21 protein-coding genes are annotated in these 15,011 nt (G+C 62.2%); 16 read left to right on the top strand and 5 right to left on the bottom strand.

Annotation, left to right across the window (positions count from 1 at the left end):
* Positions 1 to 60 precede the first annotated feature (60 nt).
* Positions 61 to 843 (top strand): SDR family NAD(P)-dependent oxidoreductase, encoded by a 783-nt coding sequence (locus tag NKH43_RS01265; protein ID WP_352493892.1) that lies wholly within the window; start codon positions 61 to 63, stop codon positions 841 to 843.
* Positions 844 to 913: 70 nt separating this feature from the next.
* Positions 914 to 1,675, top strand: a complete 762-nt coding sequence (locus NKH43_RS01260) for a GntR family transcriptional regulator (RefSeq protein WP_352493893.1) — start codon at positions 914 to 916, stop codon at positions 1,673 to 1,675.
* Positions 1,676 to 1,857: 182 nt separating this feature from the next.
* On the opposite strand, the gene NKH43_RS01255 is transcribed toward NKH43_RS01260, so the two are convergent.
* Positions 1,858 to 1,986, bottom strand: a complete 129-nt coding sequence (locus NKH43_RS01255; RefSeq protein WP_280940403.1) for a hypothetical protein — start codon at positions 1,984 to 1,986, stop codon at positions 1,858 to 1,860.
* Between the two features lie 6 nt (positions 1,987 to 1,992).
* A complete protein-coding gene (locus tag NKH43_RS01250; protein ID WP_352493894.1) occupies positions 1,993 to 2,205 on the bottom strand; it encodes a DUF2934 domain-containing protein in 213 nt (70 codons plus the stop codon).
* A gap of 227 nt (positions 2,206 to 2,432) precedes the next feature.
* On the opposite strand from NKH43_RS01250, the gene NKH43_RS01245 reads away from it, so the two are divergent.
* The 9 genes from NKH43_RS01245 (at position 2,433) to NKH43_RS01205 (ending at position 8,839) form a co-directional block, all read left to right on the top strand.
* Positions 2,433 to 2,822, top strand: a complete 390-nt coding sequence (locus NKH43_RS01245) for a hypothetical protein (RefSeq protein WP_245278505.1) — start codon at positions 2,433 to 2,435, stop codon at positions 2,820 to 2,822.
* Complete coding sequence (locus NKH43_RS01240) at positions 2,819 to 4,039, top strand: NRAMP family divalent metal transporter (protein ID WP_352856194.1); 1,221 nt, start codon at positions 2,819 to 2,821, stop codon at positions 4,037 to 4,039. The genes NKH43_RS01245 and NKH43_RS01240 overlap by 4 nt, the downstream gene beginning before the upstream one ends.
* Positions 4,039 to 4,401, top strand: coding sequence for a hypothetical protein (locus tag NKH43_RS01235; protein WP_352715925.1), 363 nt, complete (start codon positions 4,039 to 4,041; stop codon positions 4,399 to 4,401). The genes NKH43_RS01240 and NKH43_RS01235 overlap by 1 nt, the downstream gene beginning before the upstream one ends.
* Positions 4,401 to 4,739, top strand: coding sequence for a hypothetical protein (locus tag NKH43_RS01230; protein WP_352493897.1), 339 nt, complete (start codon positions 4,401 to 4,403; stop codon positions 4,737 to 4,739). The genes NKH43_RS01235 and NKH43_RS01230 overlap by 1 nt, the downstream gene beginning before the upstream one ends.
* A gap of 36 nt (positions 4,740 to 4,775) precedes the next feature.
* Positions 4,776 to 6,062, top strand: a complete 1,287-nt coding sequence (locus NKH43_RS01225) for an SDR family oxidoreductase (protein WP_352856191.1) — start codon at positions 4,776 to 4,778, stop codon at positions 6,060 to 6,062.
* Entirely contained in the window at positions 6,062 to 6,535 is a 474-nt protein-coding gene (locus NKH43_RS01220; RefSeq protein WP_352856189.1) for a DUF2269 family protein, read from the top strand. Before NKH43_RS01225 ends, NKH43_RS01220 begins: the two co-directional genes overlap by 1 nt.
* A 362-nt stretch (positions 6,536 to 6,897) precedes the next feature.
* Positions 6,898 to 7,536 (top strand): hypothetical protein, encoded by a 639-nt coding sequence (locus NKH43_RS01215; RefSeq protein WP_352856187.1) that lies wholly within the window; start codon positions 6,898 to 6,900, stop codon positions 7,534 to 7,536.
* Positions 7,533 to 7,928 carry a phage holin family protein gene (locus tag NKH43_RS01210; protein ID WP_352856186.1) on the top strand — a complete coding sequence of 132 codons (396 nt, stop codon included), beginning with the start codon at positions 7,533 to 7,535 and terminating at the stop codon, positions 7,926 to 7,928. Before NKH43_RS01215 ends, NKH43_RS01210 begins: the two co-directional genes overlap by 4 nt.
* On the top strand, positions 7,925 to 8,839 hold the full coding sequence (locus tag NKH43_RS01205) for a hypothetical protein (RefSeq protein WP_352856184.1): 915 nt from the start codon (positions 7,925 to 7,927) through the stop codon (positions 8,837 to 8,839). The genes NKH43_RS01210 and NKH43_RS01205 overlap by 4 nt, the downstream gene beginning before the upstream one ends.
* Positions 8,840 to 9,149: 310 nt before the next feature.
* On the opposite strand, the gene NKH43_RS01200 is transcribed toward NKH43_RS01205, so the two are convergent.
* The 3 genes from NKH43_RS01200 to NKH43_RS01190 all read right to left on the bottom strand — a co-directional run bounded on the left by NKH43_RS01200 (position 9,150) and on the right by NKH43_RS01190 (position 11,208).
* A complete protein-coding gene (locus NKH43_RS01200; protein WP_352856183.1) occupies positions 9,150 to 9,671 on the bottom strand; it encodes a ferritin-like domain-containing protein in 522 nt (173 codons plus the stop codon).
* A 224-nt stretch (positions 9,672 to 9,895) separates the two neighbouring features.
* Positions 9,896 to 10,183, bottom strand: a complete 288-nt coding sequence (locus NKH43_RS01195) for a hypothetical protein (protein ID WP_352856181.1) — start codon at positions 10,181 to 10,183, stop codon at positions 9,896 to 9,898.
* Entirely contained in the window at positions 10,180 to 11,208 is a 1,029-nt protein-coding gene (locus NKH43_RS01190; RefSeq protein WP_352856179.1) for a M20/M25/M40 family metallo-hydrolase, read from the bottom strand. Before NKH43_RS01190 ends, NKH43_RS01195 begins: the two co-directional genes overlap by 4 nt.
* 342 nt (positions 11,209 to 11,550) lie before the next feature.
* Here NKH43_RS01190 and NKH43_RS01185 point away from each other — a divergent pair, with 342 nt between their 5' ends.
* From NKH43_RS01185 to pqqE, 5 genes are all read left to right on the top strand, one after another.
* A complete protein-coding gene (locus tag NKH43_RS01185; RefSeq protein WP_352482840.1) occupies positions 11,551 to 11,649 on the top strand; it encodes a pyrroloquinoline quinone precursor peptide PqqA in 99 nt (32 codons plus the stop codon).
* An 87-nt stretch (positions 11,650 to 11,736) separates the two neighbouring features.
* The gene (gene pqqB / locus NKH43_RS01180; protein ID WP_352856178.1) at positions 11,737 to 12,669 is read left to right on the top strand and encodes a pyrroloquinoline quinone biosynthesis protein PqqB; all 933 of its coding nucleotides are present in this window, start codon (positions 11,737 to 11,739) and stop codon (positions 12,667 to 12,669) included.
* A complete protein-coding gene (gene pqqC / locus NKH43_RS01175; RefSeq protein WP_352856177.1) occupies positions 12,666 to 13,424 on the top strand; it encodes a pyrroloquinoline-quinone synthase PqqC in 759 nt (252 codons plus the stop codon). The genes pqqB and pqqC overlap by 4 nt, the downstream gene beginning before the upstream one ends.
* Positions 13,421 to 13,717, top strand: a complete 297-nt coding sequence (gene pqqD, locus NKH43_RS01170; protein WP_023716589.1) for a pyrroloquinoline quinone biosynthesis peptide chaperone PqqD — start codon at positions 13,421 to 13,423, stop codon at positions 13,715 to 13,717. Before pqqC ends, pqqD begins: the two co-directional genes overlap by 4 nt.
* Complete coding sequence (gene pqqE / locus NKH43_RS01165; RefSeq protein WP_051409553.1) at positions 13,687 to 14,832, top strand: pyrroloquinoline quinone biosynthesis protein PqqE; 1,146 nt, start codon at positions 13,687 to 13,689, stop codon at positions 14,830 to 14,832. Before pqqD ends, pqqE begins: the two co-directional genes overlap by 31 nt.
* The last annotated feature ends 179 nt before the right edge of the window (positions 14,833 to 15,011 follow it).

The following is a 15,011-nucleotide window of genomic DNA, read 5'->3' as shown; positions in this document are numbered from 1 at the left end:
CGTCAAATTGCGCCGATCGACTACCATGGTAATCGATCGGCAACTGTTCTTGGAGGATAAATGGCTGAATTCAGAAAACGCGCACTGGTCACCGGGGCAGCCATGGGCATCGGCCGTGCTGTCGCCGAAAGGCTGGCCGAGCAAGGCGTCGACCTTATCCTGTTCGACCGGGCGGGCGATCAGCTGGATGAGGTCGCGGCGCAGCTTTCGGCGCGCGGCGTGACCGTGCGCACCGTGCTTGGCTCAACCGCCGACACAGAAGCCTGCGGCCGCGCCGTCGAGCTTGCCCGGTCCGTGTTCGGCGGGCTCGACATGCTCTCCCACAATGCCGGCATCCAGCGTTACGGAACAGTGGAGACTACGGACGAGGCGCTTTGGGACGAGGTGATGAACGTCAACCTCAAGGCTGCCTACCTGTTGTCGCGTGCGGCGATGCCGCTGCTGCGCCAAAGCCGCGGTGCCATCGTCCATATGAGCTCGGTGCAGGGCCTGGCCAGCCAGGAAGGGGTTCTGGCCTACAGCACGGCCAAGCACGGCCTGATCGGCCTCGTCAAATCGATGGCCGTCGACTACGCGCCCCTCGGCGTGCGCGTCAATGCCGTCGCTCCGGGCGCCGTCGACACGCCGATGCTGCGGGATGCGGTCAAGCTCAACGACAACCCCGACGAGATACTGCGCATCCTCGACAACATGCATCCGCTCGGCCGTACCGCCCAGCCGCAAGAGATTGCCGCAGTCGTTGCCTTCCTGCTGTCCGACGATGCCTCCTTCGTCACTGGCGAGGTCGTGCGCGTCGATGGCGGGCTGCTGGCGCGCATCGGCGGTTCTCCGCGCACGGAGTAACGCCGGGCTGCTGCTTGCGCAGGCATTTCATGAACGGCTTGAAACTGCAGAGCCTTTAAGGGGATTGCCGATGGCAGGGCTTTTGGGAATGCGGACCATCACCGAGGGGCGGTTGGGCGAATCCGGCCCCGGCGCGTCGGTCGCGGCGAGGACGTTCGAGGTTCTGCTCGACCAGATCCTGACCTTCCGCCTGAAGCCGCATGAAGGGATCTCGGAAAAGGCGATGTCGGAAGCCCTTGGGGTGAGCCGCACGCCGGTCAGGGAGGCGCTCGCCCGGCTGGCCGGTCTTGGCCTGATCGACATCTATCCGCAGCGCGGCAGCATGGTGGCGCCGCTCCGTATTGCCAATCTCGAGAAGTCGCAGTTCCTGCGCGAATCGCTCGAAGTCGGCCTGATCAAGCGCGCCGTCGAGAGCCCGCACCGTGCCGACCTGCTTGCCATGCTCAAAGGCGAACTGGCGGTCCAGGAGACGTTCGCCTCCATCGCGGACGACAGGCGCTTCTTCAAGTCGGACGAGCTGTTCCACCAGCATATCGCCAGTCATGCCGGGTTTCCCGGAATCTGGGCCGACATCAGCGCGGCGAAGCTGCACATGGACCGGTTCCGCTTCCTGTCTTTTCCGCGCCTCGACAGCATGTCGGTGGTCCTCGGCCAGCATCGGCGGATTGTCGATGCGCTCGAGCAGGCCGACGCGCTTGCGGCGGAAGAAGCAATGCGAATGCATCTTCGCCACATCTTCGAGGTGCTCGAAATCGTCCAGCAGCGCTATCCCTATTATTTCGAGGCAAACGGCAGCGTGAGCCCGCCGTCAGCCGGCTCAATCCAAGCCTGAGCCTTTCTTGCGCGCTTCCGAAGGCGTCTTGGTCTTGCTGCCGGATTTGTCGGAAGCTGGCTCGGCTTTGCGATTTTGACCCTCGCCGCCTTGCTCCTTGCGGAGCTGCTTTTCCACTGTCGATCGCGATCCTTCGGCAGGGTCCTGTTCAGGATGAGTATCGGTTCCCGCCATGTCAGCTCCTATCCATTCTGATCTATTGCATGCGGCGTGGGCTGAGCTCCGCCACTGGTTCTGTCGCGTCCGATCATCAGCCAGGCGGCGAACAGCACGACCAGTACGACCACGATCCAGGCGACGAGACGAGGCATTGGACCTCACTTCCCCCGCCGCTTGCTGCCGCGCGCCTCTGGATTGGAGCCGGCCCCGACCGTTGGATCAGGCACGACCGGACCGCGTTCGGCCTCGGAACCCTCAGCTTCGATCTCCTGCACGGCCTGATCCCAATGCTCGCGCTCGCGTCCTTGCGGACGGCCTTCGCGCTCCCAGATCTCATTGGCTCGCTGCCTGATACGCTGTTCCCTGTCCATGGCCTTTGCCTCCTCATCACCTAATCCGGCGATCGCTGGTTTGTTCCGCGCTGCCAGCGCCGTTCATCCGGTTCAGTTGACGTGATTACCGGGCGCTCTAGATCAAACTTCACGCCGAAGTCGCTTGGTGCGGGGAGAACAATCGTGTGGCAGCAACGCTACAAGCACGTGTTGTAAATGCCGTTACAGCCGTCGGTCTTCGACCAGACCGCCTGTGCTTGCTGCTGATGATATCTGTACTGACGGCATGCACGTCTTCCGACCAGGTCGAGCAGCAGTCGAAAATCGCGGCTTCCGCCACACAGACCGCATCACTGGTCCTGGAGGCTTGGGTCGCTGGGGCAGCCCCTTCGAAATACACGTCGCGCACGTTGCAATCGGTCGGCAAGGCGCTCGCCGATGCCGGTGCGCAAATCCAGTCCGCCAAGTCGCCTGAGCCCAGCGAGCAAGCCGGTCTGACGACGGCGGTCGGACAGCTTTCGGCGGCGGTAACACGCGCAGCGACCGCAGTGCAGAACGGCAACCGTTCGGACGTGGAACACGCGCAACAGGATCTGCGGGCCGCCGCCGCCGATCTGAGCGCGTCCTACGCCAGATATTTCGCGCCGAAATCATGAAGAAGCTACTCGAAATATCGCTCGGCGTCGTCACCAGCGTTGGCGGCTTTCTCGAGGTCGGATCGATGGCGACCGCAGCTCAGGCCGGCGCGGCGTTCAGGTTCCAGCTGATATGGGCCGTCGTCCTGGGCACGATCTGCATCATCTTCCTGGTCGAAATGGCCGGACGCTTCGCCGCCGTTAGCCATCACACCATCGTCGACGGGATCCGGGAACGGTTTGGCTTCAACGCCTTTCTGTGGCCGCTGCTTGCGACTTTGCTGGTCAACTTCCTGGTCATGGCAGCCGAAATCGGCGGTGTTGCCATTGCGCTCGAGCTCGCCACCGGCATCGGCTTTCAGTGGTGGGCGCTGCCGGTCGCTTTTCTGGCATGGCTGTTCCTTTGGAAAGGCACGTTCGGATTCATCGAAAAAGGTGTCGCGGTCCTCGGGCTGGTCACGCTGTGCTTCGTGGTTGGCGCCGTCATGCTGAAACCCGATTGGGGGCAGGTTGCGGCCGGTGCCGTGCCCACTCTGCCCGAGCACGATGCGGCCAATTACTGGTTCATGGCGGTCAGCATTCTTGGTGCGTCGATCTCGCCCTATCTGTTCATGTTCTATTCGTCGGGAGCAATCGAGGATCAATGGGACAAGAGCTATCTCGGAGCCAATCGGGCCATTGCCGGCTTGGGCATGTGTTTTGGCGGCACAATCTCGATCGGTGTGTTGATTGTGGCGGCGCTCGTGCTGGCAGCGCACGGCATTGAGCAGATCGACGACTACCACCAGCTGCCGCTGATGCTGATTCCGATCTTCGGTTTCTGGGGGTTCGTCCTGTTCGTTGCTTCACTAGGCATCGCTTGCTTCGGTGCCGCGCTCGAAATCGGCCTGCAGCAAGCGTACCTTGTGGCGCAGGGTTTCGGCTGGACCTGGGGCGAGGACCTGAAACCGCGCGACGATCCCGGCTTCAGCACCGTCTATACGATCTCGTTGTTTCTCGCCGCCATTCCGATCGCATTGGGTCTCGATCCGCTGAAGCTCACCATCTTTTCCATGGCTCTGACGGCCGCCAGCCTGCCGCTGACCGTGGTTCCGTTCCTCTTCCTGCTGAACGACGAGCGTTATGTCGGCGAGCACCGCAATGGCCTGATCGCGAATGCCGCGGTCATCTTCATCATAGCGCTCGGTTTCGTGCTCGCAGTCGTGACTATTCCTTTGCAGATATTCGGAGACACTTGATGGATTTGCTGCGCGACATCCTGGACAAGCAAGTGGTCGACCGCGAGCAGGTCAAGATCGGCAAGGTGGACGGGCTGGTGGCCGAACTCGGGCCAGGCAAGCCGCCAAAAATTATTGCGGTCGAGCTCGGTTCGATCACGCTGGCGCGCCGGCTTGGCGAGCGGCCCGGGCGCTGGATGGCGCGGCTTGCGGCAAGGCTCGGCGGCAGGCGCCATGCCGAGCCGCACCGCATCGCCTGGAACAAGGTGCGCGACATCGGCGTCGACATCGAGTTCGATATCGACGTCCGCGAAACGGCGATTTTCGACTGGCAGAACTGGCTCCGCGATCATGTCATTGGGCGTATCCCGGGAGCTGGATGATGGCCACCGTCAATCTTGAGCAATTGGCTGGCAGGAATGTGCTTTCGCAGCGCGGCAAAAGCATCGGCCATATCGAGGAGATACGCGCCGAACCGGATGGCGATGATCTCGTGGTTACCGAGTACCATGTCGGCATCTACGCAGCATTCGAGCGCCTATCCGCTTCTGCCATCGGCACAGCGGTCCTCGACGTCTTTCGAATGCGCAGTCGCGACAGCATGTACCGCATTCCCTGGGACAAGCTCGACATCTCCGACCCGGCGCGGCCGCGGTTGTTATGCACGAAGGAAGAACTTTCCGCTATGAAGGGGAGTATCGAGGGCGATAAGCGGGAATGAACGATACTGTCCCGCCGTCGGAGAATGGGGTCCAGTGTGAAAGTTCTGGTTGCCGGCGCCACCGGCCTGATCGGTGCCTCGGTCGTCGCACGCCTTCTTTCCGAAGGGCATGAGGTGATCGGCTTGGTCCGCAGCCCCGGCGCAAACCGGGCCGGCAATTATCAGTTGCTGGTGCTGGACATGGCGGTGGCGCTGCAGCCCGAAGACTGGTTGCCGCATCTCACGGGCATTGACGCCGTCGTCAATTGTGCCGGCGTTCTGCAGGACAGCCCCCGTGAAAAGACGCGGGAAGTCCATCGCGATGCGGCGGCAGCACTCTTCCTCGCCTGTGCGAGGGCAGGGGTTGCCCGGGTGATCCACTTCTCGGCGATAGGCGTCGATCGGGCGCAACCTTCGACGTTCTCGGCGACGAAACTGGCCGGCGATCAAGCGCTTATGGCGCTTGATCTGGACTGGGTGATCCTGCGCCCGTCCGTGGTGCTCGGGCGGCCGGTGTTTGGAGCCAGCGCATTGTTTCGGGGTCTCGCCTGGCTTCCGGTGCTGCCGTCCATGCCCGACACCGGCCGGCTCCAGGTGGTACAACTCGACGACGTTGTCTCAACCGTCGTCTTCCTTCTCGCGCCCGCCAGTCCGTCTCGCGTCGTGCTGGAACTTGTCGGTCCCGAACAGCTGAGCATGGACGAGGTCGTCGGCAGCTATCGCCGATGGCTCGGCTGGGCTCCGGCAGTTAGCTTTGTCTTGCCGCCGGCTGTTGCAAGGCTTCTCTACCGCCTCGGCGACCTTGCCGCGATGTTCGGCTGGCGCCCACCAATGCGCACCAACGCGGCCAGGGAGATCGCCCGAGGGGCGGTTGGAGATCCCTCCAACTGGGCCGCCTTGACCGGCATACGGCCGCAAACCCTGGCGGGTTTCCTCGCGCTCAATCCGGCAACGGTGCAGGAAAAATGGTTTGCCCGGCTGTATTTCATCAAGCCTGCGATCTTCGTCGTCCTGCCCTTCTTCTGGATCGTGACGGGTATTGTGTCGCTGACCACCGGCTATAACGGTGGCATCGATCTGATGCAAAGCACTGGGGCTGGCATCTTGTCGGCGCCTACCGTGATCGTCGGCGCTCTGGCCGACATCGCCATTGGCGCGCTCATAGCTTGGCGGTCGACGACGCGAAAAGGCCTCTATGGCGGCATCGCGCTCTCGCTCCTCTACTTAGCCGTCGGAAGTTTCCTGCGCCCGGAGCTGTGGAACGAACCGCTTGGGCCGTTCCTCAAAGTGTTGCCGATCCTGGTGCTGCACTTTGTAGCCTTGGCAGTGCTGGAGGAGCGTTGATGGACTATTTCCTGCTGAAATTTCTGCATGTCATCGGCGGAGCCGTGCTGCTTGGCACCGGCGCCGGCATCGCGTTCTTCATGCTGCTCGCCCACAGGACGGGCAATACGGCAACGGTTGCGGCGGTGGCGCGCATGGTTGTCGTAGCCGACTTTCTTTTCACAGCGACGGCCGTCGTCGCGCAGCCGCTGACGGGCGCCGCGCTCGCCTGGCAGGCAGGCTACTCGCTGTCGGAAGGTTGGATCGTGCTTTCGATCACGCTCTATATCTTCACCGGAATGTTCTGGCTCCCGGTCGTCTGGATGCAAATGGAGATGCGCAAGCTGGCCTCGCAAGCCGCCGCTGCAGGCGCGCCGTTGCCGCCACGCTATCATCGGCTCTTCTGGCTGTGGTTCGCCTTCGGCTTCCCCGCCTTCGCTGCCGTACTCGGAATTTTCTGGCTGATGATCGCGCGGCCTGCGATTGAGTGGTAGGTCGCAGGCAGGTCCCACTGCGATAATGCCCAGTCAAAGCACTGCGGAAAAATTCCCGGCCCATGCAGCGCGAATATCTGCCGGAACGGACCTGCGTCTCGACCTGTAAGTCGCACCGGAGTCCGGTCTCGTATCATTTCCAACCGCGCGCTCACCGCCATCGGCACAGGACAAGATCCCGTCTTAAGGCTGGTTAGGCTGCGCTTACCAAAAAAGATGACGTCTGAGGGAACACGGGAAGCACAGGCAAGTTCGGTGCGCAGTGGAGGAGATTGCGCCATGAACAGTGTTATTTATCTCATCGGCCTCGTCGTTGTCGTGCTTGCGATCCTCTCCTTCCTCGGATTCCACTAGGAGATACCATGCAAGACCAGGACGATCAGGGCCGTCAGACGGCCGATTTCGAGGCAGCCAGAAGCGAGCTTTCGGACAGATTACAACGGGAAAAGCAGACCGCGACGGAAGCGCTCCACGACGCTCGGGACGAGGTCACTCGGAAAGCCGCCGATTACGCTTCGGAAGCAAAGCAAGCGTTGTCCAGTAAGGCAGACGCAACGCAGCGCGACGTAAGCGCCAATCTGAAGGCCTTCAGCGGCGCATTGCGCGCGGCAAGCGAGCATCTGGCCAATAATGATCAACGGACCGCTTCGAAGTTCGCCCTCGATGCCGCAGGCGGGCTTGAGCGGCTTTCATCGTCCCTGAAGGATAAACCGTTTGACGAGGTGCTTGGTGAAATCCAGTCCTTCGGCCGCGAAAACTCGGGGGCGCTGATCGCCGGTTCGGTATTGGCAGGCCTGGCGTTGGGGCGGTTCATCAAGAGCTCGCCACCCTCTGCTCAAACCGGAGCACCGGGCCAGTCGGGAACAGGCCGGGCGCCCGAGACGGGTCCTAGCTCGAATGAGTTCGGATGGCGATCGGCAGAGGCAGTTGAGCCGGCCCCGCTAGGATCCGATCAGTCCGGCGATGACTGGGCCAATGCAAGCCTGGAGCGAAACCCATGACTGACAACCAGGACACTCGCAGCCTGACAACCCTTGTCAGCGATCTGGCACAGCAGGTCACAATACTGCTTCAAACCGAAAGCAGGCTGTTGCGGGCTGAAATGTCGGAAAAGGTAAGCAAGGCCGGCGCCGGCGCCGTGGAGGTAATGGGAGGCGCCATTTGCCTGCTCGCCGCCCTGATGGTGCTTTTGCAGGCGCTGGTGATTGCCTTGGCGAGCGCCGGGCTGGGAGCCGGATGGTCCTCGCTGCTCGTCGGCGTCGTGGTGGCAGTACTGGGCGTCATACTCTTGCGCTCGGGCAAGGCAAGCATGGCTCCCTCCGAGTTGACCCCCGACCGGACACAAGACCAACTTAAACGCGACGCACGCGTGATCAAGGAACAGATAAGATGACCGAGAAATCCGCAGCCGAGTTGGAACGCGATGCTGATATTGCGCGCGCCAGAGTGGCAGATACCGCAGACACGATCCGCAGCAAGATGACACCGGGCCAACTGATCGACGAATTCACCGGGATGTTCAGCGGCGAGGGATCCGCCATGCTCAGCAATCTTAAGACTCAGGTCAGGGACAATCCGTTGCCGCTTACATTGGTCGGCGCGGGCCTAGCCTGGCTGATGCTTGGCAAGGGCACGTCGGTAGACAGTTCAGCACTTGATGCCTATTCGACCGGCAGGGAGCCTGACGGCACCCGAAACTTCTCTGACCAGAGGGGCTTGGGCGGGGCCTGGCAGGACTCACGCGGCGATGAGTACGGTGCCGAGGGCGAAGGTTCCGCCGGCTCCATGCTCTCCGATGCCGCTCGTTCGGTTGCGTCCGTGGCAGGCGGTGCGACTGAGGCTGTGGCAGACGTTGCGAGCGGCGCCAAAGAAAGATTGAGAAGCACAGCCGGGCAGGTCGGCTCGGCCGCCACCGATATGACGGGGCGGGTGCGGCAGTCGGCGCAGGACCTGTTCCAGCGCGAACCTCTGGCAATGGCCGCGGTGGGCCTTGCCGTGGGCACAGCCATCGGCGTGATGCTGCCTCACACCGCCGCGGAAGACGCGCAACTCGGCCCTTACCGCGACAAGCTTCGTGACAGTGCCGAAGAAGTCTTTGAAGAAGGCGTGGAGCAAGCCAAGCAGGTTGCCGCCGAAGCATATGAGACTGTAAAGGAAGAGGCTGACCGACAGGGTTCCAGCGGCGACGCCGAGACGTTGGTCGACCGCGTCGAGAAAGTCGTGAAAAAGACGGCAAGCACAACCGAGGAAGCCATTCGCGATCGTTTGCCGGAGACCGACGAGGCTCCCAAATCGACGTCATAGCGCTGCCACCGGTCGTTCCTGGTGATTTCGACCGCGGGTCGCCTTGCGGTGGGAACATCGAAGTCGGCCAGGAGTCCGCAACCTTCCGCAGACAAATGGGATCGCGGCGTTCAAGCCATCAGAACCGGGGCGCTCCGATCCGTTCGGATTCTTAGCTCTGAATCCGGCCGGTTCTTCGGGCTCCAAGGAAGGGTGTCTGGCCGACGCGTGGCGCGCGGTCTTTAGCAGCACTTCCGATCCCAGAAAAACAACCACCCCGTCAATTCGGCTGGGGTGGTTGTCAGGAATTCCTCTTCCCCAGCGGGGCGGCCTAACTCTTGGCGGTCTCTCCCGCCTCACGCAGCCTGGCGTATTGCAAGGTGACGGCGCGAAGGTTCTGCTTCAACCAGTCGGCCATTTTTTCTTCTTCGCTGAGATTCTGCTGAAGAGAGTTGGTTGCCTGACTAAACCCTCCGGCTTCGGCGAGTACGAGCAATGAGTTGTAGGCGGCGATCTCGTAATTTTCGAATGCAAAGTTGGCGAAGCTGTTCTTGAGGATTTCGTCGCCGGCTACGGAATGTCCCATCGCCGCCATGCTGCCGACCATCGACATGGCCGTGTCTTTCAATGTGGAATGGTCCTCGCCGAGGCTATCCAGAATGGATTCCAGCCGGGCGATCTGCCCTTCGGTCTCCGTGATATGCTGCTGCAGGCGATCGGCGACCTGCGGATAGTTCTCGATCCGCTTGACCTGAGGCTTCATGATCGAAAGTGCCTGGTTCTCCATGGCGTGGGCGTTGCGCAGCCCAACAATGAAGATCGAACGGGTTTCGGAGTTGACGTCAGTGTCCATAGGATTTCCTCGCGATTTGATTTGTAGAACCAAACCTCGGCTTCGCCGATTTGTTCCTGGCGAGATTTGATGGACTCGTACCTATCCTTGCTCTTTAAGCAGCGCTGCACAAACATCGCTCACGACCTGCGGCAGGACGTCGAAAGCATAGCCGATGTGAAGCCGCTCAAGCGGCGTGTGGTAGTCTCGTCCCCACGGACCGATATTGATGGTGGGAATGTTGGCTAGCCCACCTGACTTCGGCCAGCGAATGCCGTCCCGCCCATCGGCGTGTTGCGGGCGACGACCTTGAGACCGGACTTGGCCGCCTCGCCAAAGAAGCTCATATCCGAGATGCCGGCGAAATAATCCGCACAGCCGATTGCCGAGCCATAGCGGGCGCTTGCGTCGGCCGCGACGTCCGAAGCGATCGCCCGCAGCCGCGCCGCTGCCGGCCGGTCCGAAAGGTTCGTCGGCAAGTAAGGTATCGATCCGAAGCCGGTGACGATTGCCGGTCCCGGCAAGCGGCTCAATCGCCATGCCTAGTCGGTGACCAGCCGGCATTGCTCCGGCAGTGGAAGATCGCCAGCCGGTCGAAGCGTTCGAGCACCTCATCCGGCGTCCGGCGATAGCTCAGCACGTTGAAGGTGGCGAACGCGGCAGCCGGCGTGGTCACGTCATAGCCGGACTTGCCGTCGCGAATGCTGAGCAGACTCGGCGGTGTACCCGGAAGCGACCGGGAGTCGTCGGTCAGCTCCGATGCCCATTCCACCCGGGCGGCTATGGCCGCGGCAATGGTCGCCGCATTCGGGCCACTCAACGGAAAGCCGCTATGCGCGGGAACGCCGACGACATGGGCTGTCGGAAGCAGCTTGCCGACCGTTCCAAGCGCGATGACGCGACCCTTGCTGCCGTCCCCGTCGTCGGCGATCGCATCGAGATTGATCGCCGCGAAGATGTCCAACTCGTGCTCGCCGGCTATCTCGGTGAGAACCTGTGCCGCTTTGCGCGCACCGGCAGAATTGTTCTCTTCGTCGGGAACCGCGATAAACAGAAAGTTTCCCGCCGCGTTGGTGCTTTCGGCGAATGCGGCGCAAACCGCCAGCCCGGCGGCCAAACCGGCCTTCATGTCGAGCAGCCCGCGGCCGGCGAGAAACTCCTCCGAGGCGAAGTCGTCCCGCGCCCGCCTCACGGCAGGCGCCTCGGCCATGGCCAAAGTTTTTCTTAGCGCTTGGGTGAGTTGTTGCGGCTGGGTGGCCAGATCCTCCAGATCGCCATAGTCGCGCGTCGTGACGGTGTCGTAGTGACCGGTCAGCACGATGGTGGCGCGGCCAGTACCGCGGACCAGCATCGCCACGCAATGGCGGCCATCTTCCGGCTCGACCTCTATGGTCCAGGTTTCCGCGTGGCGAAACGCGGCTTCGCGGCGTAACTCGTCTGCCAGCCACGGGCCGAACGAGGCTTCGCCGCTGGTCCCGGTGACGCTCTTCTCCTCGGTCAATGCAATGGCCCAGCGCATGGCGCGCCCGGACAGGCTGCTTTTCGCCTCACCGTTCATCATTGTGCCCGATACAAGATGCAGGAGAACGAGCTTAGCGCCAGCAGGGCGATTTCCTCAAGAGTTGCGTTGCGCCGGCTTACATCCTCCTGGCTTCGTCAGAAGCCGGTTGTTTCACCGGGGCTTGCTTCTGGTCACAGGTGGCCGGCCGATGCTGTAAGCTTCGCGCGAACATCCGCCACCCCGGTTCCGCTTTCGGTTGATCTGTCTTTTCTTTGACGCGAGCGTCCGACGCCCAATCCGAAAGAGCATCCCTCGCATACCCTGTCGGGAACAAAGCTTGGGCTGCGTGCTTATGGGATTGGCTGCGGTATTTCCAAGGCAGCCAGATCGGAGAAAGACATGAAGAAGAAGACTTGGAAGAAGCCCGTCATGTGCGAAGTCGCGGCGGGAATGGAGATATCGCGCTATTTGCCTGCCGAAATCACCACAAAGAAATGACATTACGCAACCGGCGGGTACGGCATCGGCTGTGCTCGACCGGTTCGCGACATTGCTGGAATAGAGAAACGCGGAGTTTATCACGGCGTGTGGATTAGGATCATCGGCTCCGCCGCGGGTGGCGGTTTTCCTCAGTGGAACGCCAACGACAGGCTGAACAGGGCCGCGCGGGCGGGTAATCCTGGGGTCCGCCCGCGTCTTCAGACGAGTGTTGCGGCATCTCCAGACGGGCGACGCTGGGTGCTTTTCAATGCCTCTCCCGATATCCGCCAGCAGATTGCTGAAAACCCTGAACTCCAACCGCATCCGGAGATGTCGGCACGCGCCACACCGCTGGCAGCCGTCGTCCTGACCGGCGCCGAGATCGACCAGATTTCGGGGCTCCTCAGCTTGCGTGAGCGGCAACCCTTCGCTCTTTATGCAACGGAGCAGGTTCTGGCGGTTATCGCCTCCAATTCGATCTTCGATGTCCTCGATGCTCAGATTGTTTCGCGCCGCTGCCTTCCTCCTGAAGGCTTCATCGATCTTTGCGATGCCGAGGGCGCGGAAATCGGCATCCGCATCGAGGTGTTTTCCGTTCCTGGCAAGGTGGCGCTCTTTCTTGAAGATGGCGGCCGACAGGATCCGAAGCTCCGTTCCGCCGATGGCGGCACGATCGGGGTTCGTCTGATGGAGGGGAGCCGCTCGCTGCTCTTCATTCCCGCTTGTACAGCCGTCGATGAATCGCTGCGGCAACGGATTGCCGGCGCCGACATGGTTCTCCTCGACGGCACAGTGTTCACGGACGACGAGCTGATCACGGCCGGCGTGGGCGTGAAGACCGGCGCGCGCATGGGACACATCGCCATGTCCGGACCGAACGGTGCGATCGCATGTCTGAACCACCTGCCGGTCGACCGCCGGATTTTCATCCATATCAACAACACAAATCCGGTTCTGGACGAGGAATCGCCCGAACACGCGGCGGTGCGCGCAGCTGGATGGGAGATTGCGCAAGACCGGATGGAGCTCATGCTGTGAACGATTTTTCCGACGTGGTCGGCCGCGGCCTCAATGAACAAGATTTGCGCACAGTCCTTCTGCAGGTCGGCCGCGAGCGTTATCATAACCGACACCCCTACCATCGCAGAATGGTGGAGGGAGCGATGTCGAAGACCGAGCTGCAGGCCTGGGCGCTCAACCGCTACTGCTATCAGGCGGCCATTCCACGCAAGGACGCCACCATCCTGTCCCACGCCGAGGATCCGGCATTCAGGGCCGCATGGCGCAAGCGCATCGAGGACCATGACGGCGAGGACGGCCGGAGTGGCGGAATTGCGCGCTGGCTGCATCTCGCGACGTCGCTCGGCCTTGAGTCGGAAGAGGTGAAAAGCCAAAGGCTGGCGCTGCCGGCAACACGCTTCGCGGTGCAGGCGTATGTCAATTTCTGCGCGTCCCATACGCTGCTCGAAGCAGTTGCTTCCTCCCTCACCGAACTCTTCTCGCCCGATATTATCGCAGAACGCGTGCCAGCGATGCTGGCGCGATACGACTTCGTCAGGGCCGACACGCTCGCCTATTTCGATCGGCGGCCCGATCAGGCCGCACGCGATTCCGATTTCGCGCTGGGCTACGTGCTTCGCTATGCCGACACGCCGGAACGTCAGCAGAAGGTTGTCGACGCCTTGGTCTTCAAGTGCGATGTGCTCTGGGCGATGCTCGACGCGCTCGACTACGCATATGGGCGTGACGGCGTCATACCCCCTGGCTGCTTCCGGCCGGAGACCAACGGATGACAGCGGACCGCCGGAGAGGGATTGTATCGGCGCAATCTCGCCCGCGCCTCGCGCCCTATGTACGCCTGCGTTTCGATCCCGTCCGGAATGCCTGGGCGGTGCTGGCACCTGAGCGCGTTCTGTGGCCCGATGCAATCGGACTGGACATCCTCCGGCGCTGTGACGGCAAGACGTCAATCAGTGCCATTGTGAGGGAGCTTGCTTGCGAATATGACGGTCAGGGCCAGGAAATCGACGCCGACGTCGGCGCCTTCCTGCAGGAATGGGCAGACCGGCTGTTGGTGCGGCTGTGACGCAGGCGCCGTTCCCTCCGATCGCGATGCTGGCTGAGCTGACGCATCGCTGCCCTCTGCAGTGCCCCTACTGCTCCAATCCCATTGATTTGCTGAAAGCCGACCGTGAAATGGAGACGGAACGCTGGCTCGACGTGTTCGAGCAAGTGGCGGCTATGGGCGTTCTTCAAGTGCATCTTTCGGGCGGCGAGCCGACGCTGCGCCGGGACCTCGAACAATTCGTGTCAACGCTGTCGCAAACCGGTGTCTACACCAACCTCATCACGGCCGGCGTCGGCCTTGCCGGCATCCGTCTGGAAGCACTTGCCAGCGCGGGGCTAGACCATGTTCAGGTGAGCTTCCAGGGTGCCAATGCCGAAACCACCGCGCGGATCGGACGCCATTCCGGCGCCCACGCGCAAAAGCTCGCTGCCGCCAGACATGCGCGGGCCCTCGGACTGGCGCTGACGATCAATGCGCCGATCCATCGGCACAACATCGCGGAAATTCCCGATTACATCGACCTGGCGCTCTCGCTCGGCGCCGAGCGGCTGGAGATTGCCAACGTGCAATATGCCGGCTGGGCGTTGCTCAATCGTCGCTACCTGCTGCCCGACGGCGCCTCGATAGAGCATCAGGTCGCGACCGTGGAGGCCGCACGGGCACGTCTTGTCGGCGTGCTGGAGATCGATTTCGTGGTGGCGGATCATTTTGCGACCTATCCCAAGCCCTGCATGGGCGGCTGGGGGCGCGATGCTTTCGTCATCGCACCGGACGGCTTGGTGCTGCCCTGTCATGCTGCGATGACCATTCCATCGCTGCGATTCGAGCGCTTCGGCTCTCGGCCGCTGGCCGACATTTGGCGGGACTCGCCGGCATTCAACGCCTTCCGTGGGACGGACTGGATGCTGGAACCCTGCCGCAGCTGCGAGCGCCGTGATGTCGACTGGGGCGGCTGCCGTTGCCAGGCGCTGGCGCTGGCCGGCGATGCTGCGGCGGCCGATCCCGTATGCGTCAGGTCGCCCCTCCATGCCCGGATGGCGATGCTGCTCGAGGAGACGCTTCCGCCGTCCGATGCGAGGACCGGCGGAGACCTCATCCCGCCCTTTGCCTTTCGCCGTATCGGCCGCACATGATCTCGATCAAGAGTCCGGGGCTACCCTCGTTCTCACTCGGCGGCTGGAAGGAACAGTCAAGGTGAGGCCGATCCAGATCTGACCAGCCGTCACCACAAGGCCGTGAATATCCAGAGTGGAACCTTTTCAATGGCGGGGAATTAATCCAACTCCGCCTCGGTCAGTCACTGCGGGAGAGG

Source organism: Mesorhizobium sp. M1163, assembly GCF_040318415.1.
Lineage (GTDB): Bacteria > Pseudomonadota > Alphaproteobacteria > Rhizobiales > Rhizobiaceae > Mesorhizobium.
Note: the sequence above shows the minus strand (reverse complement) of the source record. Positions and strands in the feature narration are given on the sequence as shown.